This is a genomic window from Streptomyces sp. NPDC013187 (assembly GCF_042899705.1).
Classification (GTDB): Bacteria; Actinomycetota; Actinomycetes; order Streptomycetales; family Streptomycetaceae; genus Streptomyces; species Streptomyces hawaiiensis_A.
Map to the genome: position 1 here is coordinate 51,020 of NZ_JBIBAF010000008.1, position 25,376 is coordinate 76,395.

Here is a 25,376-nt window from a genome sequence, read left to right on the forward strand (position 1 = left end):
GTCATGGGACTCGAAGAAAAGCTGCCGAGCGGCTTCCTGCTGACCACCGTCGAGCAGGCCGCGGGATGGGTGCGCAAGGCCTCGGTCTTCCCCGCCACCTTCGGCCTCGCCTGCTGCGCCATCGAGATGATGACCACCGGCGCCGGCCGTTACGACCTGGCGCGCTTCGGCATGGAGGTCTTCCGCGGTTCGCCCCGCCAGGCGGACCTGATGATCGTCGCCGGCCGGGTCAGCCAGAAGATGGCGCCGGTGCTCCGGCAGGTCTACGACCAGATGCCGAACCCCAAGTGGGTGATCTCCATGGGGGTCTGCGCCTCCTCGGGCGGCATGTTCAACAACTACGCCATCGTCCAGGGCGTCGACCACATCGTGCCGGTCGACATCTACCTCCCCGGCTGCCCGCCCCGGCCGGAGATGCTGATGGACGCGATCCTCAAGCTCCACCAGAAGATCCAGTCCTCCAAGCTCGGCGTGAACGCCGAGGAAGCGGCCCGTGAGGCGGAGGAAGCGGCGCTCAAGGCACTGCCCACCATCGAGATGAAGGGGCTGCTGCGGTGAGCGACGCGAACGGCAACGGTGCCAACCCCGAGAAGGACCTCAGCGCCTCCAACCTCCCCGGTCAGCGCGGCCAGGGCGGCGAGGAGATCCGCGTCCAGCGCGGCATGTTCGGCGCCGCCAACGGCGGCGACACCACCGGCTACGGGGGCCTGGTCCGCTCGGTCCGGCTCCCGGGACCGGCGACCCGCCCCTACGGCGGGTGGTTCGACGAGGTCGCCGACGAGCTGGAGGGCGCCCTGGAGGAGCAGGGCCTGCTCCCGGACAACGCCATCGAGAAGACGGTCGTCGACCGGGACGAGCTGACCTTCCACATCGAGCGCGAGCACCTCGTCCTCGTCGCCCGCACCCTGCGCGACGACCCGGCCCTGCGCTTCGAGCTGTGCACCGGCGTCAGCGGCGTGCACTACCCGAACGACAAGGGCCGCGAGCTGCACGCCGTCTACCACCTGCGCTCGATCACCCACAACCGGGTGATCCGCCTGGAGGTCAGCGCCCCCGACAGCGACCCGCACATCCCGTCGCTGTTCGAGGTCTATCCGACGAACGACTGGCACGAGCGCGAGACGTACGACTTCTTCGGAATCGTCTTCGACGGCCACCCCGCACTGACGCGGATCATGATGCCGGACGACTGGCAGGGCTTTCCGCAGCGCAAGGACTATCCCCTCGGCGGCATCCCCGTCGAGTACAAGGGCGCCCAGATCCCGGCTCCGGACCAGCGGAGGTCGTACTCATGAGCACCTCGCACGCATCTCCTCGCGAGACCACCGAGGGCACCGTCTACACGGTCACCGGCGGCGACTGGGACGAGGTCGTCGAGACCGCGGCCCGCGCCGACGACGAGCGCATCGTCGTCAACATGGGCCCGCAGCACCCGTCCACCCACGGCGTGCTCCGGCTGATCCTGGAGATCGAGGGCGAGACCGTCACCGAAGCCCGCTGCGGAATCGGTTATCTGCACACCGGCATCGAGAAGAACCTCGAATACCGGACGTGGACGCAGGGCACCACGTTCGTGACGCGCATGGACTACCTCACGCCGTTCTTCAACGAGACGGCGTACTGCCTCGGCGTCGAGAAGCTCCTCGGCATCGAGGACCAGATCCCGGACCGCGCCTCGATCATCCGCGTGCTCCTGATGGAGCTGAACCGGCTCTCCTCCCACCTGGTGTGCATCGCCACCGGCGGCATGGAGCTGGGCGCTACCACGATCATGATCTACGGCTTTCGTGATCGTGAACTCATTCTCGATATCTACGAGCTGATCACCGGCCTGCGGATGAACCACGCGTACATCCGCCCCGGCGGACTCGCCCAGGACCTGCCGCCCGGCGCGGTGGACCAGATCCGCGAGTTCGTGAAGAAGATGAAGAAGAACCTCCCGGAGTACGACAAGCTCGCCACCGGGAACCCCATCTTCAAGGCCCGCATGCAGGACGTCGGCTACCTCGACCTGGCCGGCTGCATGGCCCTCGGCGCGACGGGCCCGATCCTGCGCTCCACCGGCCTGCCGCACGACCTGCGCAAGGCCCAGCCGTACTGCGGTTACGAGACGTACGACTTCGAGATCCCGACCGCGGACACCTGCGACTCCTACGGCCGCTTCCTCATCCGGCTGGAGGAGATGCGCCAGTCGCTGCGGATCGTCGAGCAGTGCCTGGACCGGCTCCAGCCCGGCCCGGTCATGGTCGCCGACAAGAAGATCGCCTGGCCCGCGCAGCTCGCCCTGGGCCCCGACGGGCTCGGCAACTCCCTCGACCACATCAAGAAGATCATGGGCACCTCCATGGAGGCCCTGATCCACCACTTCAAGCTGGTCACCGAGGGCTTCCGCGTCCCGCCGGGACAGGCGTACGCGGCGGTCGAGTCGCCCAAGGGCGAACTCGGGGTGCATGTCGTCTCCGACGGCGGCACCCGTCCCTACCGGGTCCACTTCCGGGACCCGTCCTTCACCAACCTTCAGGCCATGGCGGCGATGTGCGAGGGCGGCCAGGTCGCCGACGTCATCGTCGCCGTCGCGTCCATCGACCCCGTGATGGGAGGCGTCGACCGGTGACCACATCGTCTTCCGAGCGGGGCGTCAGCCTGGGCATGCCCGAACTGCCCGCACCCGCCTACCCGGACGACGTCCGGGCCCGTCTGGAGACGGACGCGCGCGAGGTCATCGCCCGCTACCCGGACTCCCGGTCCGCCCTCCTGCCGCTGCTGCACCTCGTGCAGGCGGAGGAAGGGCACGTGACCCGCACCGGCATGCGGTTCTGCGCGGACGTACTCGGCCTGACCACGGCCGAGGTCACCGCCGTCGCCACCTTCTACACCATGTACCGGCGCAAGCCGAGCGGTGACTACCAGGTCGGGGTGTGCACCAACACCCTGTGCGCCGTCATGGGCGGGGACGCGATCTTCGAGGAGCTCCAGGAGCACCTCGGCGTCGGCAACGGCGAGACCACCGGCGACGGCAAGGTCACCCTGGAGCACATCGAGTGCAACGCGGCCTGCGACTTCGCGCCGGTCGTGATGGTCAACTGGGAGTTCTTCGACAACCAGACCCCGGACAGCGCCAAGAGCCTCGTCGACGACCTGCGCGCGGGTCGGCCGGTGACGCCCACGCGCGGTGCTCGCATGTGCACCTTCAAGGAGACCGCCCGGGTCCTGGCCGGCTTCCCCGACGAGCGGGAGGGTGCCGTGGAGTCGGGGGGAAGCGCGGGACCCGCCTCCCTGGTCGGTCTGAAGCTCGCCAAGGGGGAGGCCTCCGGCGCGCGCGTGGTGCACCCCCGCGGTGAGGCGGCCCGCACCGGGGCACCGCACGAGCCGTCGCCGACGGAGCACTTGAGCTCGCACGACGCGCCGCAGGACACATCGGCCTCCGACCCTGCCCACCCGGCCGGGCCCACCGCCGAGGAGGGGGAGTGATGACCTTGGCACCCGAGCTGAAAGACACGAGCCCCGAGAAGCTGCTCGCACCGGTGCTGTCGGCCTTCTGGGACGAGGACAAGTCCTGGACGCTGGACGTCTACCGGCGGCACGACGGCTACGAAGGGCTGCGCAAGGCGCTCGCCATGACGCCGGACGACCTGATCGCGTACGTCAAGGACTCCGGTCTGCGCGGACGCGGCGGCGCGGGATTCCCCACCGGGATGAAGTGGCAGTTCATTCCGCAGGGGGACGGCAAGCCGCACTATCTTGTTGTCAACGCCGACGAGTCGGAGCCGGGGACGTGCAAGGACATCCCGCTCCTCTTCGCGAACCCGCACAGCCTCATCGAGGGCATGATCATCGCGTGTTACGCCATCAGGTCGTCGCACGCCTTCATCTATCTGCGTGGTGAAGTCGTCCCCGTGCTGCGGCGGTTGCACTCGGCCGTGCGCGAGGCGTACGAGGCCGGCTTCCTCGGCGAGAACATTCTGGACAGCGGACTCGACCTCGACATCACCGTGCACGCGGGCGCGGGCGCGTACATCTGCGGTGAGGAGACCGCACTGCTGGACTCGCTCGAAGGCCGCCGGGGCCAGCCGCGGCTTCGTCCCCCCTTCCCTGCCGTCGCGGGCCTCTATGCGTGCCCGACTGTGGTGAACAACGTCGAATCGATCGCGTCGGTTCCCGCGATCCTGCAGCGGGGCAAGGAATGGTTCCGGTCGATGGGGAGTGAGAAGTCGCCCGGCTTCACGCTCTACTCCCTCTCCGGCCATGTCGCGAGCCCCGGCCAGTACGAGGCGCCGCTCGGGATCACGCTCCGCCAGCTCCTCGACATGAGCGGCGGCATGCGCCCCGGGCACCGCCTCAAGTTCTGGACGCCGGGCGGCTCCTCGACCCCGATGTTCACCGACGAGCACCTCGACGTCCCTCTTGATTACGAAGGAGTGGGCGCCGCGGGTTCCATGCTCGGCACCAAAGCCCTCCAGTGCTTCGACGAGACGACCTGCGTGGTCCGTGCCGTCACCCGCTGGACGGAGTTCTACGCCCACGAGTCCTGCGGCAAGTGCACGCCCTGCCGCGAAGGGACCTACTGGCTCGTGCAGTTGCTGCGCGACATCGAGGCCGGCAAGGGACAGATGTCCGACCTCGACAAGCTGAACGACATCGCCGACAACATCAACGGCAAGTCGTTCTGCGCCCTCGGCGACGGCGCCGCCTCGCCGATCTTCTCCTCGCTGAAGTACTTCCGCGAGGAGTACGAGCAGCACATCACGGGCCGGGGCTGTCCCTTCGACCCGGCCAAGTCGACGGCCTGGGCCGACCGCACGGAGGTGAACGCATGACCGTGACCACCAGCTCTCCCTCCGGCGGGGGAGAGGCGGCGGTCCCGCCGGAGGACCTCGTGTCGCTGACGATCGACGGCGCCGAGATCAGCGTGCCCAAGGGCACCCTGGTCATCCGGGCCGCCGAGCAGCTCGGCATCGAGATCCCCCGGTTCTGCGACCACCCCCTGCTCGACCCGGCCGGTGCCTGCCGGCAGTGCATCGTCGAGGTCGAGGGCCAGCGCAAGCCGATGGCGTCCTGCACCATCACCTGCACCGACGGGATGGTGGTGAAGACCCACCTCACCTCCCCGGTCGCGGAGAAGGCCCAGAAGGGTGTGATGGAGCTCCTGCTCATCAACCACCCGCTGGACTGCCCGGTCTGCGACAAGGGCGGCGAGTGCCCGCTGCAGAACCAGGCCATGTCGCACGGCGACGCCGACTCCCGCTTCGAGGGCCGCAAGCGGACCTACGAGAAGCCCGTCCCGATCTCCACGCAGGTGCTGCTGGACCGCGAGCGGTGCGTGCTGTGCGCCCGCTGCACCCGGTTCTCCAACCAGGTCGCGGGCGACCCGATGATCGAACTGGTCGAGCGGGGCGCGCTCCAGCAGGTGGGCACCGGTGAGGGCGACCCGTTCGAGTCGTACTTCTCCGGCAACACCATCCAGATCTGCCCGGTGGGAGCGCTGACCTCGGCGGCGTACCGATTCCGCTCCCGCCCCTTCGACCTGGTCTCCTCCCCGTCGGTGTGCGAGCACTGCTCCGGCGGCTGCGCCACGCGCACCGACCACCGGCGCGGCAAGGTCATGCGGCGGCTCGCGGCCGACGACCCCGAGGTCAACGAGGAGTGGATCTGCGACAAGGGGCGGTTCGGGTTCCGGTACGCGCAGCAGCGCGACCGGCTCGACACGCCGCTGGTGCGCAACCCCGAGGGCGAGCTGGAGCCGGCCTCCTGGCCGGAGGCGCTGCAGATCGCGGCCCAGGGGCTGCTGGCCTCCCGGGGCCGCACCGGCGTCCTGACCGGCGGCCGCCTCACCGTCGAGGACGCCTACGCGTACAGCAAGTTCGCGCGCGTGGCCCTCGACACCAACGACATCGACTTCCGCGCGCGGGTGCACAGCGGCGAGGAAGCCGACTTCCTCGCCGCGCAGATCGCCGGGCGGGGCCGGGACCTCGACGGCACGGGCGTCACGTACACCGCGTTGGAGAAGGCCCCGGCCGTCCTGCTCGTCGGGTTCGAGGCGGAGGAGGAGGCGCCCGGCGTCTTCCTGCGGCTGCGCAAGGCCTGGCGCAAGCACGGGCAGAAGGTCTACTCCCTGGCCACGCACGCCACGCGCGGTCTGGAGAAGGCCGGTGGCACGCTGCTGCCGGCCGCTCCCGGCACCGAGACCGAGTGGCTGGACGCGCTCGCGAGCGGCGCCGGCCTGGAGGACGACGGTGCGCTCGCCGCCGAGGCGCTGCGCGCCGAGGGCGCGGTGATCGTCGTCGGCGAGCGGCTTGCGGCCGTGGCCGGCGGGCTCACCGCCGCCGCGCGCACCGCCTCCGCGACCGGCGCCCAACTGGTGTGGATCCCGCGTCGGGCGGGGGAGCGCGGTGCGATCGAGGCGGGCGCGCTGCCGTCGCTGCTGCCGGGCGGACGCCCGGCCACCGACCCGCGCGCGCGGGACGAGGTCGCCGCCGTCTGGGGCGTCGCCGGTCTCCCGCACCGCTACGGCCGCGACACCGGCCAGATCGTGGAGGCCGCGGCGACCGGAGAGCTCCAGGCCCTGCTGGTGGCGGGTGTGGAGGTCGCCGACCTGCCCGACCCGGCACGCGCGCGTGCGGCGCTGGACGAGGTGGGCTTCCTGGTTTCGCTGGAGCTGCGGCCGAGCGAGATCAGCCGCAAGGCCGATGTCGTCCTGCCCGTGGCCGCGGTGGCCGAGAAGGCCGGCACCTTCCTCAACTGGGAAGGCCGCATCCGCTTCTTCGAGGCCGCGCTCAAGCCCGACCAGATGACCCGCCGCCCCGCGCCCACCGACGCGCGTGTGCTGCAGATGCTGGCCGACGCCATGGACGTCCACCTCGGACTGCCGGACCTGCGCACCGTGCGCGGCGAGATCGACCGGCTCGGCGCCTGGGACGGCCCGCGGGCCGGCGAACCCCTGGAGACGGCGGCCGCGCTGCCGCGGCCGGCCGTCGGGGAAGCCGTCCTCGCGGGGCACCGGCTGCTGCTCGACCAGGGCCTCCTCCAGCAGGGCGACGAGGCGCTCGCCGGAACCCGGCACGCGGCACGCGCGCGCGTGTCGGCCCCGACGGCCGCCGAGGCGGGCGTCAAGGACGGCGACCTGCTCGCCGTGACCGGCCCCCAGGGGGTCGTGGAACTCCCGCTCCAGATCAGTGACATGCCCGACCGGGTGGTGTGGCTGCCGCTCAACTCCACCGGCGGCGGCGTCGCCTCCGACACCGGGGCGCGGCCCGGCTCCCTCGTCCGCATCGGCCCGGCGACGCTCGCCGCCGAGGCCACCAAGGAGGTGGAGGCATGAGCCCCCAAGGAGGCAGCGGCATGAGCCCGTTCCTCGCCGCTGAAGACCTCTCGATGTTCGGCACCGACCCCTGGTGGCTGGTCGTCATCAAGGCGGTCTTCTGCTTCGCCTTCCTGATGGTGACCGTGCTGGTCTCCATCGTCATGGAGCGCAAGGTCGTGGCCTGGATGCAGCTGCGCATCGGCCCCAACCGGCACGGCCCGTGGGGCATGCTCCAGTCGCTCGCCGACGGCATCAAGCTGATGCTGAAGGAGGACGTGATCGTCAAGCGCGCGGACAAGGTGGTGTACGTCCTCGCGCCGGTCATCGCGGCGATCCCGGCCTTCATGGCGATCGCGGTGATCCCCTTCGGCCCGGCCGGCAACGAGATCTCGATCTTCGGCCAGCGCACCACGATGCAGCTCACCGACCTGCCGATCGCGATGCTCTACATCCTCGCGGTCGCCTCGGTCGGCATCTACGGCATCGTCCTGGCGGGCTGGAGCTCCGGCTCGACCTACCCGCTGCTGGGCGGCCTGCGCTCCTGCGCGCAGATGATCTCCTACGAGATCGCGATGGGCGCCGCCTTCGCCTCCGTCTTCCTCTACTCGGGGTCGATGTCGACGTCGACGATCGTCGAGCAGCAGGCCGACCGCTGGTACATCGTGCTGCTGCCGGTCTCCTTCATCATCTACATCGTCACGATGGTGGGCGAGACCAACCGCGCCCCCTTCGACATGCCGGAGTCCGAGGGCGACCTGGTCGGCGGCTTCAACACCGAGTACTCGTCGATCAAGTTCGCGATGTTCATGCTCGCCGAGTACGTCAACATGGTGACCGTCTCGGCCGTCGCCACCACGCTGTTCCTCGGCGGCTGGCGCGCCCCCTGGCCCATCAGCACCTTCTGGGAGGGCGCCAACCACGGCTGGTGGCCGCTGCTGTGGTTCACGGTCAAGGTCCAGCTGCTGCTGTTCATGTTCATCTGGATCCGCGGCACCCTCCCGCGCGTCCGCTACGACCAGCTGATGAAGCTCGGCTGGAAGGTCCTCATCCCGGTCTCGCTGGTGTGGCTGATGCTCGTCGCGAGCGTGCGGGCCTTCCGCAACGAGGGCTACGACTTCGCCGACATCGCCCTCTACGTGGGCGGCGGTGTCCTCGCCCTGCTCCTGCTCTCCTTCGTCGCCGACCTGTTCCGCGAGAAGGCCAAGAAGGCCGAACAGCCGGCCGAGACCCCGGCCGCCTTCGACCCGATGGCGGGCGGATTCCCCGTACCGCCGCTGCCCGGACAGGAACTACCGCCGGTCCCGCGCCGCCGCTCGCGCCGTGAGCGGGAGCTGATTGTCAGTGGCGGGCCCGATACTCAGAGTGACGGATCTCTGGGCGGATCTACGGATGGAAAGGAGGCGTCCGATGGCTGAGGAACTCGAGCGTTCGAAGGCCGAGGAACCCAAGGACACCAAGCCCGGTTTCCAGAACCCCGTGGCCGGCTTCGGCGTGACCTTCAAGGCCATGTTCAAGAAGCGGCTGACCGAGCAGTACCCGGAGCAGCAGAAGACCACGGCTCCGCGCTTCCACGGACGGCACCAGCTCAACCGCCATCCGGACGGCCTGGAGAAGTGCGTCGGCTGTGAACTGTGCGCCTGGGCCTGCCCCGCCGACGCGATCTACGTGGAGGGCGCGGACAACACCGACGAGGAGCGCTACTCGCCGGGCGAGCGGTACGGCCGCGTCTACCAGATCAACTACGCCCGCTGCATCCTGTGCGGCCTGTGCATCGAGGCCTGCCCCACCCGGGCGCTCACGATGACCAACGAGTTCGAGCTGGCCGACTCCAGCCGGGCCAACCTCATCTACACCAAGGAGCAGCTGCTCGCCGGTCTCGAGGACGGCATGGTCGACTCGCCCCACGCCATCTACCCCGGCACGGACGAACAGGACTACTACCGGGGCCTGGTGACGGAGGCCGCGCCCGGCACCGAGCAGCAGGTCGCCCACTCCAAGGGCGAGGTCGTGCAGGAGGCCGACTCGACCTTCGGCGGGACGGAACCGGCGTCGGGGAAGGTGGCCGGCCGATGACCACCCAGCTCGCCGCCTACTCCACCTCCACCGCGGAGGCCGTCCAGTTCTGGATCCTCGGCACCGTCGCGGTCATCGGCGCCCTGTGCACCATCCTCATGAAGCGGGCCGTGCACAGCGCGCTCTGCCTCGCCGGCACCATGATCATCCTGGCGGTGTTCTACCTCGCCAACGGCGCCTACTTCCTGGGCGTCGTCCAGATCATCGTCTACACCGGCGCGATCATGATGCTGTTCCTGTTCGTGGTGATGCTCGTCGGCGTCACCGCGGCGGACTCCCTGAAGGAGACCATCAAGGGCCAGCGCTGGCTGGCCGCCCTGTGCGGGCTCGGCTTCGGCGTCCTCCTGGTCGCCGGGATCGGCAACGCGTCCCTGACGGAGTTCAACGGCATCGGCCAGGCGAACGCCGGGGGCAACGTGGAGGGCCTCGCCGCCCTCCTCTTCACCAAGTACGTCTTCGCGTTCGAGATCACCGGCGCCCTGCTCATCACGGCCGCCGTAGGCGCCATGGTGCTCACCCACCGCGAGCGCACCGAGCGCGCCAAGACGCAGCGGGAGCTCGCCGAGGAGCGCGTGCGCGAGGGCAAGCAGCTGCCGCCGCTGCCGGCGCCCGGTGTCTACGCCCGGCACAACGCGGTCGACATCGCGGGCCTGCTGCCCGACGGCACACCGTCCGACCTCACCGTCAGCAAGACCCTGCGCGAGCGCGGCCAGATCCGCGACGTGTCGCAGGAGGCGCTCAACGACCTCAAGGCCCTGGAGCAGCGGTCCGAGGAGCGCCTTGAGCGCAGGGCGGTCGGGCCGGCGAAGTTCCAGCGGTCCGAGGAGGCGTCGAAGTGAACCCCGTCAACTACCTGTACCTCGCGGCCCTGTTGTTCACGATCGGCGCCACCGGCGTGCTGATCAGGCGCAACGCGATCGTGGTGTTCATGTGCATCGAGCTCATGCTCAACGCCTGCAACCTCGCGTTCGTCGCCTTCTCCCGGATGCACGGCAACCTCGACGGCCAGATCATCGCCTTCTTCACGATGGTGGTCGCCGCCGCCGAGGTCGTGGTCGGGCTCGCGATCATCGTGTCCCTGTTCCGTGCCCGCCACTCGGCCTCGGTCGACGACGCCAGCCTGATGAAGCTGTAAGGGGTCGGAAGAATCGTGGAGAACCTCATTGCGCTGCTGGTGGCGGCGCCCCTGCTCGGAGCGGCGGTCCTGCTGTGCGGCGGGCGGCGGCTGGACGCCGTCGGTCACTGGCTCGGCACCCTGCTCGCGGCCGTCTCCTTCGTGCTCGGCCTGGTGCTGTTCACCGACATGCTGGGCCGGGACGCCGAGAGCCGCGTCCTGAGCCAGCACCTGTTCAGCTGGATCCCGGTCGAGGGCTTCCAGGCGGACGTCGCCTTCCAGCTCGACCAGCTGTCCATGACGTTCGTGCTGCTGATCACGGGCGTCGGATCGCTGATCCACCTGTACTCGATCGGGTACATGGAGCACGACGAGCGGCGCCGCCGCTTCTTCGGCTATCTGAACCTGTTCCTCGCGGCGATGCTGATCCTCGTCCTCGCCGACAACTACCTGCTGCTGTACGTCGGCTGGGAGGGCGTCGGTCTCGCCTCCTACCTGCTGATCGGCTTCTGGCAGCACAAGCCCAGCGCCGCCACGGCCGCGAAGAAGGCCTTCCTGGTCAACCGCGTCGGCGACATGGGCCTGTCCATCGCGATCATGCTGATGTTCCTGTGGTTCGGCACCTTCGCCTTCGGGCCGGTGCTCGGCGACCACGGGGAGGCCGGGCTCGCCGGTGCCGCCGGCGAGGACAAGCTGACCGCGATCGCGCTGATGCTGCTCCTCGCCGCCTGCGGCAAGTCCGCCCAGGTGCCGCTGCAGTCCTGGCTCGGGGACGCGATGGAGGGCCCGACCCCGGTCTCGGCCCTCATCCACGCCGCGACGATGGTGACGGCGGGCGTCTACCTGATCGTCCGCTCCGCGGCCGTCTTCAACGGCGCCCCGGACGCGCAGCTGGTCGTCACCATCGTCGGCGCGGTCACGCTGCTGTTCGGTGCGATCGTCGGTTGCGCGAAGGACGACATCAAGAAGGCGCTGGCCGGATCGACCATGTCGCAGATCGGCTACATGATCCTCGCCGCCGGCCTCGGCCCCATCGGCTACGTCTTCGCGATCATGCACCTGGTGACGCACGGCTTCTTCAAGGCCGGGCTCTTCCTCGGCGCCGGTTCGGTCATGCACGGCATGAACGACGAGGTCGACATGCGCCGCTACGGCGGACTGCGCAAGTACATGCCGGTCACCTTCATCACCTTCGGCCTCGGCTATCTCGCGATCATCGGCTTCCCAGGCCTGTCCGGCTTCTTCTCCAAGGACAAGATCATCGAGGCGGCGTTCGCCAAGGGCGGCACCGAGGGCTGGATCCTCGGCGCCTGCGCCCTGCTCGGCGCGGCCATCACGGCGTTCTACATGACGCGCGTGATGCTCATGACGTTCTTCGGCGAGGAGCGCTGGCGCCACGCCCCGACGCCGTCCCCGGCCGAGCCGAGCGCGGAGCCCGCCGCCGAGACGCGCGGCGAGTACACCCCGCCGCATCCGCACGAGTCGCCGAAGGTCATGACGGTCCCGATGATCGTGCTGGCCGTCGGATCGGTGGCCGGCGGCGCGTTCTTCAGCATCGGCGACCGGTTCATGCACTGGCTGGAGCCGGTCACCGGACACAGCCACGGCAACCCGCCGATCAGCGCGGGCGTGGTCACCGGCGCGACCGTCGCCTGCATGATCATCGGCGTCGCCCTCGCCTGGGCCCAGTACGGCCGCCGCCCGGTCCCGGCCGTCGCCCCGCGCGGCTCGCTGCTCACCCGGGCCGCCCGCCGCGACCTCCTCCAGGACGACTTCAACCACGTCGTCCTGGTGCGCGGCGGCGAGCACCTCACGCGGTCCCTGGTCTACGTCGACCACACCCTGGTCGACGGCGTCGTCAACGGCACGGCGGCCTCGGTCGGCGGCCTCTCCGGGCGGATGCGCAAGCTGCAGAACGGCTTCGCCCGCTCCTACGCGGTCTCGATGTTCGGGGGTGCGGCGGTCATCGTCGCCGCGACCCTGCTGATGAGGGCGGTCTGATACCGATGTCCTTTCCTCTGCTGACAGTGACAGCGGCGCTCCCGGCCGTCGGGGCGATCGCCACCGCCGCCGTCCCGGCCGCGCAGCGCACCGCAGCCAAGTGGCTGGCGCTGCTGTTCTCGCTCGCCACGCTCGCCCTGGCGATCACCGTCTTGGTCCGCTTCGACCCGGGCGGCGACCGCTACCAGCTCACCGAGTCCCACGCCTGGATCGCCGACTTCGGCGTCCGCTACGAACTGGGCGTGGACGGCATCGGCGTGGCGCTCATCGCGCTCACGGCGCTGCTGATCCCGTTCATCATCCTCGCGGGCTGGCACGACGCCGACCCCCTGGAGACCGGCAGCAGCCGCTGGCGGCCGACGCAGGGCTTCTTCGCCCTGATCCTGGCCGTCGAGGCGATGGTGATCCTCTCCTTCGAGGCCACCGACGTCTTCCTCTTCTACATCTTCTTCGAAGCCATGCTGATCCCGATGTACTTCCTCATCGGCGGCTTCGGGGACCGTGCCCACGAGCACGGCGAGAAGGCGGCGGCGACCCAACGGTCGTACGCGGCCGTCAAGTTCCTCCTCTACAACCTGGTCGGCGGTCTGATCATGCTGGCCGCGGTGATCGGCCTGTACGTGGTCGCCGGGAACTTCTCGCTCCAGGAGATCGCCGAGGCCCGCGCCAACGGCACGCTCGACATGGCGACCAACACCGAACGCTGGCTGTTCCTCGGCTTCTTCTTCGCCTTCGCGGTGAAGGCGCCGCTGTGGCCGCTGCACACCTGGCTGCCCAACGCCATGCAGGAGTCCACCGCCCCGGTCGCGGTGCTCATCACAGCGGTCGTCGACAAGGTGGGCACGTTCGCGATGCTCCGCTTCTGCCTCCAGCTCTTCCCGGAGGCCAGCAAGTGGGCCACGCCCGCGATCCTCGTCCTCGCCCTGATCAGCATCATCTACGGGGCGCTGCTCGCGGTCGGCCAGCGGGACATCAAGCGACTGGTGGCGTACGCGTCGATCTCCCACTTCGGCTTCATCATCATGGGCATCTTCGCGATGACCAGCCAGGGGCAGTCCGGCGCGACGCTCTACATGATCAACCACGGCATCTCGACGGCCGCGCTGATGCTGGTGGCGGGCTTCCTGATCTCCCGGCGCGGCTCGCGGCTCATCGCCGACTACGGCGGAGTGCAGAAGGTGGCCCCGGTGCTCGCCGGCACGTTCCTGATCGGCAGCCTCGCGACCCTCTCCCTGCCGGGTCTTGCCCCGTTCGTCAGTGAGTTCCTGGTCCTGGTCGGCACGTTCACGCGCTACCCGGTGATCGGCATCATCGCCACCTTCGGCATCGTCCTCGCCGCGCTCTACACCCTCGTCCTCTACCAGCGGACGATGACGGGCCCGGTGAAACCGGAGGTCTCCGCGATGCCGGACCTGCGGGTCCGTGAGCTCGTGGTCGTCGCCCCGCTGGTCGTCCTGCTGATCTTCCTGGGCGTCTACCCGAAGCCCGTCACGGAGATCATCGATCCGGCGGTCAAACAGACCATGTCCGACGTACAGAAGAAGGACCCCCAGCCCGAGGTGGAGGCGGCCAAGTGAGCGCAACAGCCGTCCACAGCCTGTGGACAAACGCGGCCGATCCGATCACCAAGATCGACGCACCGAAGTTCGAGTACGGCCAGCTGTCGCCGACCCTGATCGTCGTCGGCGCGGCGATCATCGGGATCCTCATCGAGGCGTTCGTCCCGCGCAAATCGCGCTACTACGCCCAGATGTTCGTGTCCGTCGTCGCCCTCGCGGCCGCCTTCGCCGCGGTCGTGGCGCTCGCGGCCGACGGGTACGGCACGACCAAGGCGCGCATCGCTGCCATGGGCGCGATCGCCGTCGACGGGCCCGCCCTGTTCCTCCAGGGCACGATTCTGCTGGCGGCCCTGGTGGGCCTGTTCACCTTCGCCGAGCGGCGCCTCGACCCGGTGGTGCACGGCAACCGCGTCGACTCCTTCGCCGCGCAGGCCGCGTCCGTGCCGGGCAGTGAGAGCGAGAAGGCCGCGGTCAAGGCCGGGTTCACCACCACCGAGGTCTTCCCGCTGCTGATGTTCGCCGTCGCCGGCATGCTGATCTTCCCGGCGGCCAACGACCTGCTGACGCTGTTCGTCGCGCTGGAGGTCCTCTCCCTCCCGCTGTACCTGCTGTGCGCGCTGGCCCGCCGCAAGCGGCTCATGTCGCAGGAGGCGGCGGTCAAGTACTTCCTGCTCGGCGCCTTCGCCTCCGCGTTCACCCTGTTCGGCATCGCCCTGCTCTACGGCTACGCGGGCTCGATGTCGTACGCGACGATCGCGCAGGTCGTCGACGGCACCGTGCAGGACATCAACCCGGCGCTCGCCGACACCATGGGCAACGACGCGCTGCTGCTGATCGGCGCCGCCCTGCTGGTGATGGGCCTGCTGTTCAAGGTGGGCGCCGTGCCGTTCCACATGTGGACGCCCGACGTGTACCAGGGTGCGCCGACGCCCGTGACCGGTTTCATGGCGGCGGCGACGAAGGTGGCGGCGTTCGGCGCCCTGCTGCGACTGCTGTACGTCGTCCTGCCGGGCCTGCGCTGGGACTGGCGGCCGGTCATGTGGGCCGTGGCCATCGTCACCATGCTGGGCGGTGCGATCGTCGCGATCACACAGACCGACATCAAGCGGCTGCTGGCGTACTCATCGATCGCGCACGCCGGGTTCATCCTGGCGGGTGTCATCGCGACCACGCCCGACGGTGTCTCGTCGGTGCTGTTCTACCTGGCCGCGTACTCGTTCGTGACGATCGGCGCCTTCGCGGTGGTGACCCTCGTCCGCGACGCGGGCGGCGAGGCGACGCACCTGTCCAAGTGGGCCGGCCTCGGGCGCAGGTCTCCACTGGTGGCGGCGGTGTTCGCGGTGTTCCTGCTGGCCTTCGCGGGCATTCCGCTGACGTCCGGCTTCGCGGGCAAGTTCGCCGTGTTCAAAGCGGCGGCGGAGGGCGGGGCCGCACCGCTCGTCGTGATCGGTGTGATCTCGTCGGCGATCGCCGCGTTCTTCTACATCCGCGTCATCGTGCTGATGTTCTTCAGCGAGCCGCGGCCGGAGGGCCCGACGGTGGCGGTGCCGTCGCCGCTGACCATGACGGCGATCGGGGTGGGCGTGGCGGTCACGCTGGTGCTCGGTGTGGCGCCGCAGTACTTCCTGGACCTGGCGGGACAGGCGGGGGTGTTCGTGCGCTGACGTCCGCGTAGGGCTGCGTGGGGTCCGGTCTCCTTCGGGAGCCGGGCCCTACGGCGTTTCCGGGCAGGCGGCTGCCTGCCGAGCCCTGTCGAACGTATGTATGCGTACCGCCTTCATCGGGCGGGACCTGTGGATAAACCGGGGCTGTCGGTGCGGGCGCCTATGGTGGACGCAGTGGTCGAGGCGCGACGCACGGGGGACGCAACGATGGGCGCGACGGGCGGGACGGGTGTGATGACGGAACTGGACGCGGTGACCGGAGCCGGGGCGACCGGGGCCGGGGTCGGCGCGGGCAGTGGTCCCGCCGGGCCCCTCGGCGCCGACGCGAGCGAGGCGCTGGCCGCGCTGCACCGGGTCTTCGGGTACGAGGCCTTCCGCGGTGAGCAGGAAGCGGTCATCGAGCATGTGGTGGCGGGCGGCGACGCCGTCGTGCTCATGCCGACCGGCGGCGGCAAGTCGCTGTGCTACCAGGTCCCGTCCCTGGTCAGGCCGGGTACGGGTGTGGTCGTCTCTCCGCTCATCGCCCTGATGCAGGACCAGGTGGACGCGCTGCGGGCGCTCGGTGTGCGGGCCGGGTTCATGAACTCCACGCAGGACTTCGACGAGCGGCGGATGGTCGAGGCCGAGTTCCTCGCCGGCGAGCTGGACCTGCTGTACCTGGCACCGGAGCGGCTGCGGCTGGAGAGCACGCTCGATCTGCTCTCCCGCGGCAAGATCTCCCTCTTCGCGATCGACGAGGCGCACTGCGTCTCCCAGTGGGGCCACGACTTCCGGCCCGACTACCTGGCGCTGTCCCTGCTCGGTGAGCGCTGGCCGGACGTGCCGCGGATCGCGCTGACGGCGACGGCCACGCACGCGACCCACCAGGAGATCACCCAGCGGCTGAACATGCCGACGGCCCGCCATTTCGTGGCGAGCTTCGACCGGCCCAACATCCAGTACCGGATCGTGCCCAAGGCGGACCCGAAGAAGCAGCTGCTGAACTTCCTGCGCGAGGAGCACGCGGGCGACGCGGGCATCGTCTACTGCCTGTCTCGGAACTCGGTCGAGAAGACCGCCGAGTTCCTCAGCCGCAACGGCATCGAGGCGGTGCCGTACCACGCGGGTCTGGACGCGGGCACGCGTGCGGCCCACCAGTCCCGCTTCCTGCGGGAGGACGGCCTGGTCGTGGTGGCGACCATCGCCTTCGGCATGGGCATCGACAAGCCGGACGTCCGCTTCGTCGCCCACCTCGACCTGCCCAAGTCGGTCGAGGGCTACTACCAGGAGACGGGCCGGGCCGGCCGCGACGGGCTGCCGTCCACGGCCTGGATGGCCTACGGACTGAACGACGTCATCCAGCAGCGCAAGCTGATCCAGTCCGGCGAGGGCGACGAGGCCTTCCGGCGCCGCGCCCAGGCCCACCTGGACTCGATGCTGGCGCTGTGCGAGACGGCCCAGTGCCGCCGGGGCCAGCTCCTCGCCTACTTCGGTCAGGACCCCGACCCGTCCGGCTGCGGCAACTGCGACACCTGCCTGACCCCGCCGGAGACCTGGGACGGCACCATCGCGGCACAGAAGGCGCTGTCGACGGTCGTCCGGTTGCAGCGGGAGCGCGGACAGAAGTTCGGCGCGGTGCAGATCGTCGACATCCTGCTGGGGAAGCGGACCGGCAAGGTCATCCAGTTCGACCACGACCAGTTGTCCGTGTTCGGAATCGGCGAAGAGCTGACCGAAGCCGAATGGCGGGGTGTCATAAGGCAGTTGCTCGCGCAGGGGCTGCTCGCGGTGGAGGGCGAGTACGGCACGCTGGTGCTGACGGAGGCCAGCGGGGCGGTGCTGCGGCGGGAGCGGGACGTGCCGCTGCGCAAGGAGCCGAAGAAGCCTGCGGCATCCCGGTCGGGGTCCTCGTCCTCCGGCTCCGGGCGGGGCGAGCGCAAGGGCAAGGCGGTCGCCGCCGAGCTGCCCGAGGAACTGCTGCCGGCCTTCGAGGCGCTGCGCGCCTGGCGTGCCGAACAGGCCCGCGAGCAGGGCGTCCCGGCCTACGTGATCTTCCACGACGCCACACTGCGCGAGATCGCCACGGTATGGCCGACGTCGGTGGGTGAGCTCGGCGGGATCAGCGGGGTCGGTGAGAAGAAGCTGGCGACGTACGGCGAGGGCGTGCTGGAGGTGCTCGCCTCGCTGGGCGGGCCGGCAGGCTCCGCTCCCGCGAGCGATTCACCCCCGGCCCGGACGGCGTCCGGCCAGGAGCCGGCTCACCCCGCCGGTCAGGACGCGGGCGAGCCGGACCACTGGCCGGAGATGGACGAGGAGCCGGAGCCCGACGACTGGATATAGGGCCGGGCTCCGGCCGGGTCAGACGGTCGCCGCGCCCCACCGGCGAGGGCGCCTCCGAGCAGCCCGCCCGGTCACAGCGCCCGTCCGGCGTAGGCCCTGACATCCGCGTCGGAGTCCGTCGTCGCCGTGGCGAGGGCTGCCCGGGCCTCCTCGGTGGTGCGGTGCCGGGCCAGCGCCAGGACGGCGGCCTTGCGGACGTCGGCGTTGGTGTCGGCCAGGGTCTTGGCGAGGGCCGGGACCGCAACGTCGGCGTCGGCGACGGACAGGGCCGTCGCGGCTCCGGCCCGCACCTGCCAGGCCGGGTCGGACAGCGCGGCCACGGCGCGTGCGGTGAGAGGCGCCGGGCATCCGGTGGTGCCCAGGGACCCGTAGGCCGCTGCCCTCACCAGAGGGTCGGGGTCGTCGAGGAGGCCGGTGAGGGCCGTTTCGATCGCGCCCGCGGTGGGGTCGGTGCCGTCCGGGACATCACCCGCCGGCCGCTCGGCACTCACCGTGGCCATGCCCTTGGCGATCGCGACCCGTACCTCGCGTGAGGGGTCGGAGCCCGCCGCACCGGCCAGTTCGCCGGCGGCGTCGACCGACACCAGAGCGCGTACGGCCTCGATGCGGACGGCGATGTCGGAGTCGGCGAGGGAGTCCGCGAACAGGGCGGCGTCGCCGAGGCGCAGGGCGCGCAGGACGTCAAGGGCCGCCGCGCGGACCACCGGGTCCGGCTCGGCCAGGGCGGCGGCGAGGCCGTCCCGCAGATCGGGCTCGGCCGGGAGCGTCTCGACGAGCTCACGCAGTGACGCGGCCGCTGCGGCACGTACCTCGGCGGCGGTGTCGCGCAGGGCGGCGGCGAGCGCGGTGCCCGTCCCGGGCGGCAGTGTCTCGGTGAGCACGGCGACGGCCTCGCGGCGGACGGCGGGCGCGGGGTCCGTCAAGTAGGGCCGAAGAGCGTCGAGTTCGGGCTCCTCCTCGGCCAGGGCGACGAGTTCGAGCAGGCGGGCGGAGGACTCCTCACCGGAAGGGGCGGTGACCGAAGTCTGCGGCGCCGGAGTGGGCTCCGGATCGGCCGTTCCCACCGGGGCCGCGACCGGCGCCACGTCCCGCGGGCCGGCCATGGCCACATGCTCGGCGTGCACCTCGCCGAGGACACGAGACGGACCGCCGACGGGGTCGAAACCGTCGACGGGAACGAGATAGGGAGCCACGGGCCGTGCCGTGAACTCCATCGCACCGGAGGGGGACTTGTGCAGATCGAGGTGGTGGAACCAGGACGCGTCGTCACGCCGGGGGTGGTCGAGGCGCTCGTGGTAGAGGCCCCAGCGGGACTCCGTGCGGGCCAGGGAGGAACGCGCGGCCATCTCCGCGCAGTCACGGATGAAGGTGACCTCGGCACAGCGCATCAACTCGTGCGCGGTGCGGGCGCCCATCTCGGCGATGTCGGTGTGCATCCGCTGGAACGCCTCCAGGGCCAGCGACAGCCGGGCACCGGACTTGGGCGGGGCCACGTAGTCGTTCACGAAGCGGCGCAGCTTGTACTCGACCTGGGGCTGCGGCGGGCCGTCGGGGTTGCGCAGCGGGCGGTAGATCAGCTCGTGCGCCTCGCGCAGCTGGTCACCCGGCAACTCCCCGTCGTAGGCCTGGTACTGGGACGCGTCCGCGCCTGCCAGGTCACCGAAGACGAACGCGCCGATCATGTAGTTGTGCGGCACGCAGGCCAGGTCGCCGGCCGCGTACAGCCGCGGGACGGTCGTGCGGGCGTGGTCGTCCACGCGGACGCCGGAGGCCGAGTGCCCGCCGCACAGGCCGATCTCGGAGATGTGCATCTCGATGTCGTGGGTGCGGTAGTCGTGGCCGCGCCCGGAGTGGAAGGTGCCGCGGGTGGGGCGCTCGGTGGAGTGCAGGATCGTCTCCAGGGCCGAGACCGACTCCTCGGGAAGGTGGCTCAGCTTCAGGTAGACGGGGCCCCGGTCGGACGCCACCTCGGCGGCGAACTCGGCCATCATCTGGCCCGACCAGTAGTCGGAGTCGACGAAGCGTTCGCCGTGCCGGTTGACCTGGTAGCCGCCGAAGGGGTTGGCGACATAGGCGCAGGCCGGGCCGTTGTAGTCCTTGATCAGCGGATTGATCTGGAAGCACTCGATGCCGGTGAGCTCGGCGCCCGCGTGGTAGGCCATGGCGTAGCCGTCGCCCGCGTTGGTGGGGTTCTCGTAGGTGCCGTAGAGGTAGCCGGAGGCGGGCAGGCCGAGGCGGCCGCAGGCGCCGGTCGCGAGGATCACCGCGCCCGCGCGGACCTGGACGAACTGTCCGGTGCGGGTGTTGAAGCCGGCCGCGCCCACGGCCTGCCCCCCGGCGGTGAGGACGCGCACCGGCATGACCCGGTTCTCGATGCGGATCCTCTCCCGCATCTCGCGCCGCCGCAGCTGCCGGTAGAGGACCTTCTTGACGTCCTTGCCCTCGGGCATGGGAAGGACGTACGAGCCGGAGCGGTGCACCTGGCGGACCGCGTAGTCGCCGTGTTCGTCCTTCTCGAACTTCACGCCGTAGGACTCCAGCCGCTGCACCATGCCGAAGCCGCGGGTGGCGGTCTGGCGGACGGTGGACTGGTCGACGATGCCGTCGTTGGCGCGGGTGATCTCGGCGACGTAGTCGTCGGGTTCGGCCCGGCCCGGGATGACCGCGTTGTTGACGCCGTCCATGCCCATGGCGAGCGCGCCGGAGTGACGGACGTGCGCCTTCTCCAGCAGCAGCACGTTCGCGCCGTGCTCCGCGGCGGTCAGGGCGGCCATGGTGCCGGCGGTGCCGCCGCCGATGACGAGGACGTCGCAGGTCAGTTCCTCGGCGTCGGCGAGAGGCGGGACGGCCAGGGGGGTGTCCGCAGGGGGGTTCACGGAGGTGGTCACCGGGGTGCCTTTCACGTACCGAGCGAGGTGAGGACGTCGCGCCGCAGGGCCACGCGCGCCGGGTCGTCATGTGCGCCGCGCTCGCGCGGGCGGGGGATGTCCCGGACGGCCACGAGGCCGCCCGCGCCGAGCAGGGCCACGCGGTCGCCGAGGAACAGGGCCTCGTCCACGTCGTGGGTGACGAAGACGACGGTGGCGCCCGTGCCCTGGAGCACCTCCACCAGCAGGTCCTGCATCCCCGCGCGGGTCTGCGCGTCGAGCGCGCCGAACGGCTCGTCCATCAGGACGGCGCGCGGGCGTCCGGCCAGGGCGCGGGCCAGCTGGACGCGCTGGCGCTGCCCGCCGGAGACCCGGTGCGGCAACTGCCGTGCCTGCGAGCCGAGTCCGACCCGCTCCAGCCAGGCCTGGGCCTGCTCCCGGCGCTCGGCGCGGGACACACCGCGGATGGCTAGGGGGAGTTCGACGTTGGCGCGCAGGGTGCGCCAGGGGAGCAGGGCGTCCTCCTGGAAGACCAGCGCCCGGTCGGCCGAGGGGCCGGTGAGCGGGTGCCCGTCCTGGGCGATCTCGCCGGCGAGCGGCGGCAGCAGGCCGGCCAGGGTGCGCAGCAGGGTCGACTTGCCGCAGCCCGAGGGGCCGACGACGGTGAGGATCTCGCCGGGGGCGATGTCCAGGTCGACCGCGTCCAGGGCGGTCGCGCCGGGGCGGCCGAGCGAGGCGCCGGTGAGGCTGAGGCGGGTGCCGCGCACCGGGACGGCGCCCGCGGCGGTCCCGGACGAGGTGTTCCGGGCGGTGTCGGACGCGGTGTCCGGGGCGGCGCCGGCGGTCTGGGACGAGGTGTTCCGGGCGGTGTCGGACGCGGTGTCCGGGGCGGCGCCGGCGGTCTGGGACGCGGTGTTCCGGGCGGTGTCGGACGGCGTGTCCGGGGCGGCGCCGGGCGGGGTGTTCGGGACGGTCTCAGACGAGGTGCTCATCGCGTGCCTCCTCGGATCGTGCCCCGCCGGGGACGGCGGCGGGGGCGGCGGGGGCAGGGGCGGCCGGTGCCGGCTTCCCGGACCGGGCGGGCCGGGGCGGCCGGGCACCGGGCATGTACGCGGTGCGGGGCAGCCAGCGGGTGAGGCGGCGGCCCAGGAGTTCCACGGCGGTGGAGGTGAGCCAGCCGAGCACGCCGATGGTGACCATTCCGACGAACACGCCGGGGTAGTCGACGACGGTGTAGTCCTGCCAGGTGCGGTAACCGACGCCGTACTGGCCGGAGATCATCTCGGCGGAGATCACACAGATCCACGAGACGCCGATGCCGACGGACAGCCCGCCGAACACGCCGGGCAGGGCGCCCGGCAGGACGACCGAGCCGAGGATCCGCCACCGGCCGCCGCCCATGGTGCGCACGGCCTCCTCCCACACGGGCGTCAGGGCGCGCACCGCGTGCCGGGTGGACACCAGGACGGGGAAGAAAGCGGCGGCGCAGGTGATGAAGACGATGCCCTGCTCGTTGGAGGGGAACAGCAGGATCGCGACGGGCACCAGGGCGATGGCCGGGATCGGGCGGATCACCTCCAGCACCGGGCCGAGCAGGTCCTCGGCGAGACGCGAGCGCGCCACGAGCACGCCCGTGGCCACACCGAGGACGGCGGCCAGCAGGAAGCCGGTGAGGATCCGGGTGAGGCTGTCGGTGAGGTCCGTCCAGTAGTCCGGCCCGGACACCCGGGCGGCGAAGGCCCGGGCCACGTCGGTGACCGTCGGGAACTGCGAGAAGCGCAGCCACAGGTCGACGTTCAGGCTGGTCAGCGCCTGCCACAGGCCGAGGGCGGCGACCAGCGACAGGACGCGGAGCGCATACCGCCTCACGAGGCCCGCTCCAGAGCGTCGGCGTAGGAGACGACCCGCGCTCCGCCGTGTCCGGCGATGTAGGCCTGCGCGGTGTCGGGCGCGACGAAGGGCAGCAGCCGGTCGCCGTCGGCCACCCACACGGCCTTGTCGGCGAACCAGAGGGTGCCGGTGGTGGTGTCGGGGACGTAGGCGGCACGCAGGTCGTCACGGTGACCGGCGACGTAACGCAGCAGCTCGGAGGGGGAGTCGAACGTGACGGTCTTGGAGGCGCCCTTGGGCCAGGCCTCGCTCGCGGCCGGTGCCGGCTTCGTGGCGAGATGCTTGGTGTACGCCGTCGTTCCGAGGGCCTTCTTCACGTACCGGTCGTCGACGAAGGAGTCGACGTCCACGTCGCCGGTGAGCTTGGCCGACTTGAGGATCGAGACGTCCTGCTTCAGCGCGGAGACGAGCTGGGGCTTGATGGCCGGGTCGAAGGTGGCGATGCCGTGATCGCCGTTGTAGAGGTAGACGACCTCGGCGGGCAGGCCCGTCGCCTTCGCGACCTTCTCGGCGGCGTCCACCGGGTGCTCGTTCAAGTAGTCGGTCGCCTCCGCCTGGGCCTTCAGGAACGCCTCCAGCACGGCCGGGCGCTGCTTCGCGAAGTCCTCGCGGGCGGTGACGCCGTGGAAGGTGGGCAGGTTCAGCCGGGCGCCGTCGTAGATCGCCTTCGCCTTGCCCTGGAAGGCGAGCAGGCCCGGCCAGGCGACGAACTGGGACAGGGCGTCCGTGCTGCCGGCCGCGAGGGCGGAGGCGCCGACGGACGGCTGCTGGTTGAGCTTCTCGATGCCGCCGTTCGGATCGATGCCGGCCCGCTGCAGGGCCCGTACGAGGGTGCCGTCGGCGGCCGAGCCGACGCTCGTGGAGACCTTCTTGCCCTTCAGGTCCTTCAGGGAGGCCAGCTTGGAGTCCGGCGCGGTGACGATGGTGTTGAGGCCGCCGCGGAGGTTGTAGCCGGTGACCGAGACCAGGCGGGTGGGGCTGTTCAGCTGCTTGCCGCGGGCCGCGTTGATGAGGAGCGGGAAGTCGCCCATCGAGCCGATGTCGATCTTCCCGGCGGTCATCTGGGCGGTGATGGGCGCGCCGGTGGCGTAGTCCTGCCAGTCGACCTTGTAGTGGACGCCGTCGTGCAGGGCGTTGAGCTGCTTCTCGAAGGAGCCGAGGGAGCGCAGCAGGGTGCCCGCCGTGACGGTGTTGATCGTTCGGGACTGGTAGCCGACGGTGACGGTGACCGTGGAGCCGCTGCCCGCCTCCGCGTCACCGCCGCAGGCGCTGAGCGGGAGCAGGAGGACGACGGCGGATATCGCGACTGCTGTGCGTCGCGTGGTGGTTCGGGACATGACGGTTTCGGCCTCTCACCGGAGCAGATAGGGCATGTTGACCGTGACGGCTCCGGTGGGGCAGCGGGCCGCGCACGGGCCGCAGTACCAGCACTCGTCGACATGCATGTAGGCCTTGCCGTTGCGCTCGTCGATGGCGAGGGAGTCCAGCGGGCACATGTCCACGCAGAGCGTGCAGCCGTCGATGCACTTCGACTCGTCGATGGTCACGGGCACGTCGGCCCGCTGGGGCGCCAAGGGCATGGCTGTCTCCAGGGATGTGCGCGAGCGGGTTGGCTACCGGTTCCGGTGCAGCAGGCCGCTCATGGTGATGCGGTCGCCGCGGAAGCGGATGAACTCCAGGTCGACCGGGCGGCCGTCCGCGAGGTGGGTGAGGCGTTCCAGCATGAGGACGGCGGCGCCGCGCGGGGCCTCGAGCACGGCGGCCGAGTGAGTGTCCGCGCTGACCGCTTCCAGAGTGATCTCGGCGTGGCCGAGGCGCTGGCCGGTGACGGCTTCCAGGAGGCGGAAGACGTCGGTGTTCTCCAGATCGGCGCCGAGCAGGTCGGTGCCGATGTCGAGGGGGATGTAGGTGAGGTCGAGGGACAGGGGCAGTCCGCCGAGCCTGCGCAGGCGTTCGATGTAGAGGACGTCGGTGCCGGGCGCGAGCCCGAGACGGTCGGCGACCGGCGCGGGTGCCGGGGCGGGGCCCATGGTGCGGACCTCGTTGGTGACCCGGCCGTGCTCGCGGAGGGTCTCCGCCAGGCCCATCAGGCGGTCGAGGCCGTGGGGGTACTTGTGGGCCACGACCACGGTGCCGACACCGGGCTGACGCTCCACGAGGCCCTCGGCCCGCAGCAGGTCGAGTGCCTCGCGGACCGTGTTGCGGCTCGCGCCGTACTCGGTGGCGAGGGTCGACTCGTGCGGGAGGACCCCGTCGGGGAAGGCACCGGTGAGCAGCAGTCGCCGGAGCAGGTCCGCCAGCTGCCGTGCCCGGTCGGCGCGCAGCCGTCGCCGCGCGCGGTGGGCGGCGACGGTGGTCGCGGCTCCCTGTCCGGCGTGGTCTCGGATGCGGTCACTGGGCATGGTTCGGACCATACCTATCCGATAGGAAAAGTGGTGTTGCAGGAATGTTGCGCCACCAGGAATGTGACGCGTCCGACGAGTGAGCTGGCCGTTTGGCCGGCCCCTGACCGGATCCGCCACCGACCGCCCGGCCGGTGCGGCTCCTACAGGCGGCCGCCTCTCGGCCGGCGCCGCTCCGACAGCCCGC

The 25,376-nt window shown here is 70.8% G+C and carries 20 protein-coding genes; 14 read left to right on the forward strand and 6 right to left on the reverse strand.

Going from position 1 to position 25,376, the window contains the following annotated elements:
* Positions 1-3 precede the first annotated feature (3 nt).
* The 14 genes from ACFY5B_RS18040 (at position 4) to recQ (ending at position 18,030) form a co-directional block, all read left to right on the forward strand.
* The gene (locus tag ACFY5B_RS18040) at positions 4-558 is read left to right on the forward strand and encodes an NADH-quinone oxidoreductase subunit B family protein (RefSeq protein ID WP_007383964.1); all 555 of its coding nucleotides are present in this window, start codon (positions 4-6) and stop codon (positions 556-558) included.
* Entirely contained in the window at positions 555-1,295 is a 741-nt protein-coding gene (locus ACFY5B_RS18045; protein ID WP_389970026.1) for an NADH-quinone oxidoreductase subunit C, read from the forward strand. Before ACFY5B_RS18040 ends, ACFY5B_RS18045 begins: the two co-directional genes overlap by 4 nt.
* Complete coding sequence (locus ACFY5B_RS18050; RefSeq protein WP_388247599.1) at positions 1,292-2,614, forward strand: NADH-quinone oxidoreductase subunit D; 1,323 nt, start codon at positions 1,292-1,294, stop codon at positions 2,612-2,614. The genes ACFY5B_RS18045 and ACFY5B_RS18050 overlap by 4 nt, the downstream gene beginning before the upstream one ends.
* Entirely contained in the window at positions 2,611-3,471 is an 861-nt protein-coding gene (gene nuoE, locus ACFY5B_RS18055) for an NADH-quinone oxidoreductase subunit NuoE (protein WP_389970028.1), read from the forward strand. The genes ACFY5B_RS18050 and nuoE overlap by 4 nt, the downstream gene beginning before the upstream one ends.
* Positions 3,471-4,817 carry an NADH-quinone oxidoreductase subunit NuoF gene (nuoF, locus tag ACFY5B_RS18060; protein WP_033309056.1) on the forward strand — a complete coding sequence of 449 codons (1,347 nt, stop codon included), beginning with the start codon at positions 3,471-3,473 and terminating at the stop codon, positions 4,815-4,817. Before nuoE ends, nuoF begins: the two co-directional genes overlap by 1 nt.
* On the forward strand, positions 4,814-7,318 hold the full coding sequence (locus ACFY5B_RS18065) for an NADH-quinone oxidoreductase subunit G (protein WP_389970030.1): 2,505 nt from the start codon (positions 4,814-4,816) through the stop codon (positions 7,316-7,318). The genes nuoF and ACFY5B_RS18065 overlap by 4 nt, the downstream gene beginning before the upstream one ends.
* 20 nt (positions 7,319-7,338) lie before the next feature.
* A complete protein-coding gene (nuoH, locus tag ACFY5B_RS18070) occupies positions 7,339-8,715 on the forward strand; it encodes an NADH-quinone oxidoreductase subunit NuoH (protein ID WP_389970821.1) in 1,377 nt (458 codons plus the stop codon).
* Positions 8,708-9,373, forward strand: a complete 666-nt coding sequence (gene nuoI, locus ACFY5B_RS18075; protein ID WP_386635248.1) for an NADH-quinone oxidoreductase subunit NuoI — start codon at positions 8,708-8,710, stop codon at positions 9,371-9,373. Before nuoH ends, nuoI begins: the two co-directional genes overlap by 8 nt.
* Entirely contained in the window at positions 9,370-10,212 is an 843-nt protein-coding gene (locus ACFY5B_RS18080; protein ID WP_184848865.1) for an NADH-quinone oxidoreductase subunit J, read from the forward strand. Before nuoI ends, ACFY5B_RS18080 begins: the two co-directional genes overlap by 4 nt.
* Positions 10,209-10,508, forward strand: a complete 300-nt coding sequence (gene nuoK / locus ACFY5B_RS18085) for an NADH-quinone oxidoreductase subunit NuoK (RefSeq protein ID WP_003992252.1) — start codon at positions 10,209-10,211, stop codon at positions 10,506-10,508. Before ACFY5B_RS18080 ends, nuoK begins: the two co-directional genes overlap by 4 nt.
* Before the next feature lie 15 nt (positions 10,509-10,523).
* Positions 10,524-12,488 (forward strand): NADH-quinone oxidoreductase subunit L, encoded by a 1,965-nt coding sequence (gene nuoL, locus ACFY5B_RS18090; RefSeq protein WP_389970033.1) that lies wholly within the window; start codon positions 10,524-10,526, stop codon positions 12,486-12,488.
* 5 nt (positions 12,489-12,493) lie between these two features.
* Complete coding sequence (locus ACFY5B_RS18095) at positions 12,494-14,065, forward strand: NADH-quinone oxidoreductase subunit M (protein ID WP_389970035.1); 1,572 nt, start codon at positions 12,494-12,496, stop codon at positions 14,063-14,065.
* Positions 14,062-15,711, forward strand: coding sequence for an NADH-quinone oxidoreductase subunit NuoN (gene nuoN / locus ACFY5B_RS18100; protein ID WP_389970037.1), 1,650 nt, complete (start codon positions 14,062-14,064; stop codon positions 15,709-15,711). Before ACFY5B_RS18095 ends, nuoN begins: the two co-directional genes overlap by 4 nt.
* 207 nt (positions 15,712-15,918) lie before the next feature.
* Entirely contained in the window at positions 15,919-18,030 is a 2,112-nt protein-coding gene (gene recQ, locus ACFY5B_RS18105; RefSeq protein ID WP_389970824.1) for a DNA helicase RecQ, read from the forward strand.
* Positions 18,031-18,101: 71 nt separating this feature from the next.
* Here recQ and ACFY5B_RS18110 read toward each other — a convergent pair whose 3' ends face one another.
* From ACFY5B_RS18110 to ACFY5B_RS18135, 6 genes are read right to left on the reverse strand one after another with little or no spacing between them, the layout of a single operon-like run.
* Complete coding sequence (locus ACFY5B_RS18110; RefSeq protein ID WP_389970039.1) at positions 18,102-20,918, reverse strand: fumarate reductase/succinate dehydrogenase flavoprotein subunit; 2,817 nt, start codon at positions 20,916-20,918, stop codon at positions 18,102-18,104.
* A gap of 11 nt (positions 20,919-20,929) precedes the next feature.
* The gene (locus ACFY5B_RS18115; RefSeq protein WP_389970041.1) at positions 20,930-21,889 is read right to left on the reverse strand and encodes an ATP-binding cassette domain-containing protein; all 960 of its coding nucleotides are present in this window, start codon (positions 21,887-21,889) and stop codon (positions 20,930-20,932) included.
* Entirely contained in the window at positions 21,873-22,766 is an 894-nt protein-coding gene (locus tag ACFY5B_RS18120) for an ABC transporter permease (RefSeq protein WP_389970043.1), read from the reverse strand. The genes ACFY5B_RS18115 and ACFY5B_RS18120 overlap by 17 nt, the downstream gene beginning before the upstream one ends.
* Entirely contained in the window at positions 22,763-24,124 is a 1,362-nt protein-coding gene (locus tag ACFY5B_RS18125) for an ABC transporter substrate-binding protein (RefSeq protein WP_389970045.1), read from the reverse strand. The genes ACFY5B_RS18120 and ACFY5B_RS18125 overlap by 4 nt, the downstream gene beginning before the upstream one ends.
* A gap of 15 nt (positions 24,125-24,139) precedes the next feature.
* Positions 24,140-24,367, reverse strand: a complete 228-nt coding sequence (locus ACFY5B_RS18130; RefSeq protein WP_003992261.1) for a ferredoxin family protein — start codon at positions 24,365-24,367, stop codon at positions 24,140-24,142.
* A 33-nt stretch (positions 24,368-24,400) separates the two neighbouring features.
* Complete coding sequence (locus tag ACFY5B_RS18135; protein ID WP_389970047.1) at positions 24,401-25,189, reverse strand: GntR family transcriptional regulator; 789 nt, start codon at positions 25,187-25,189, stop codon at positions 24,401-24,403.
* Between the last annotated feature and the right edge of the window lie 187 nt (positions 25,190-25,376).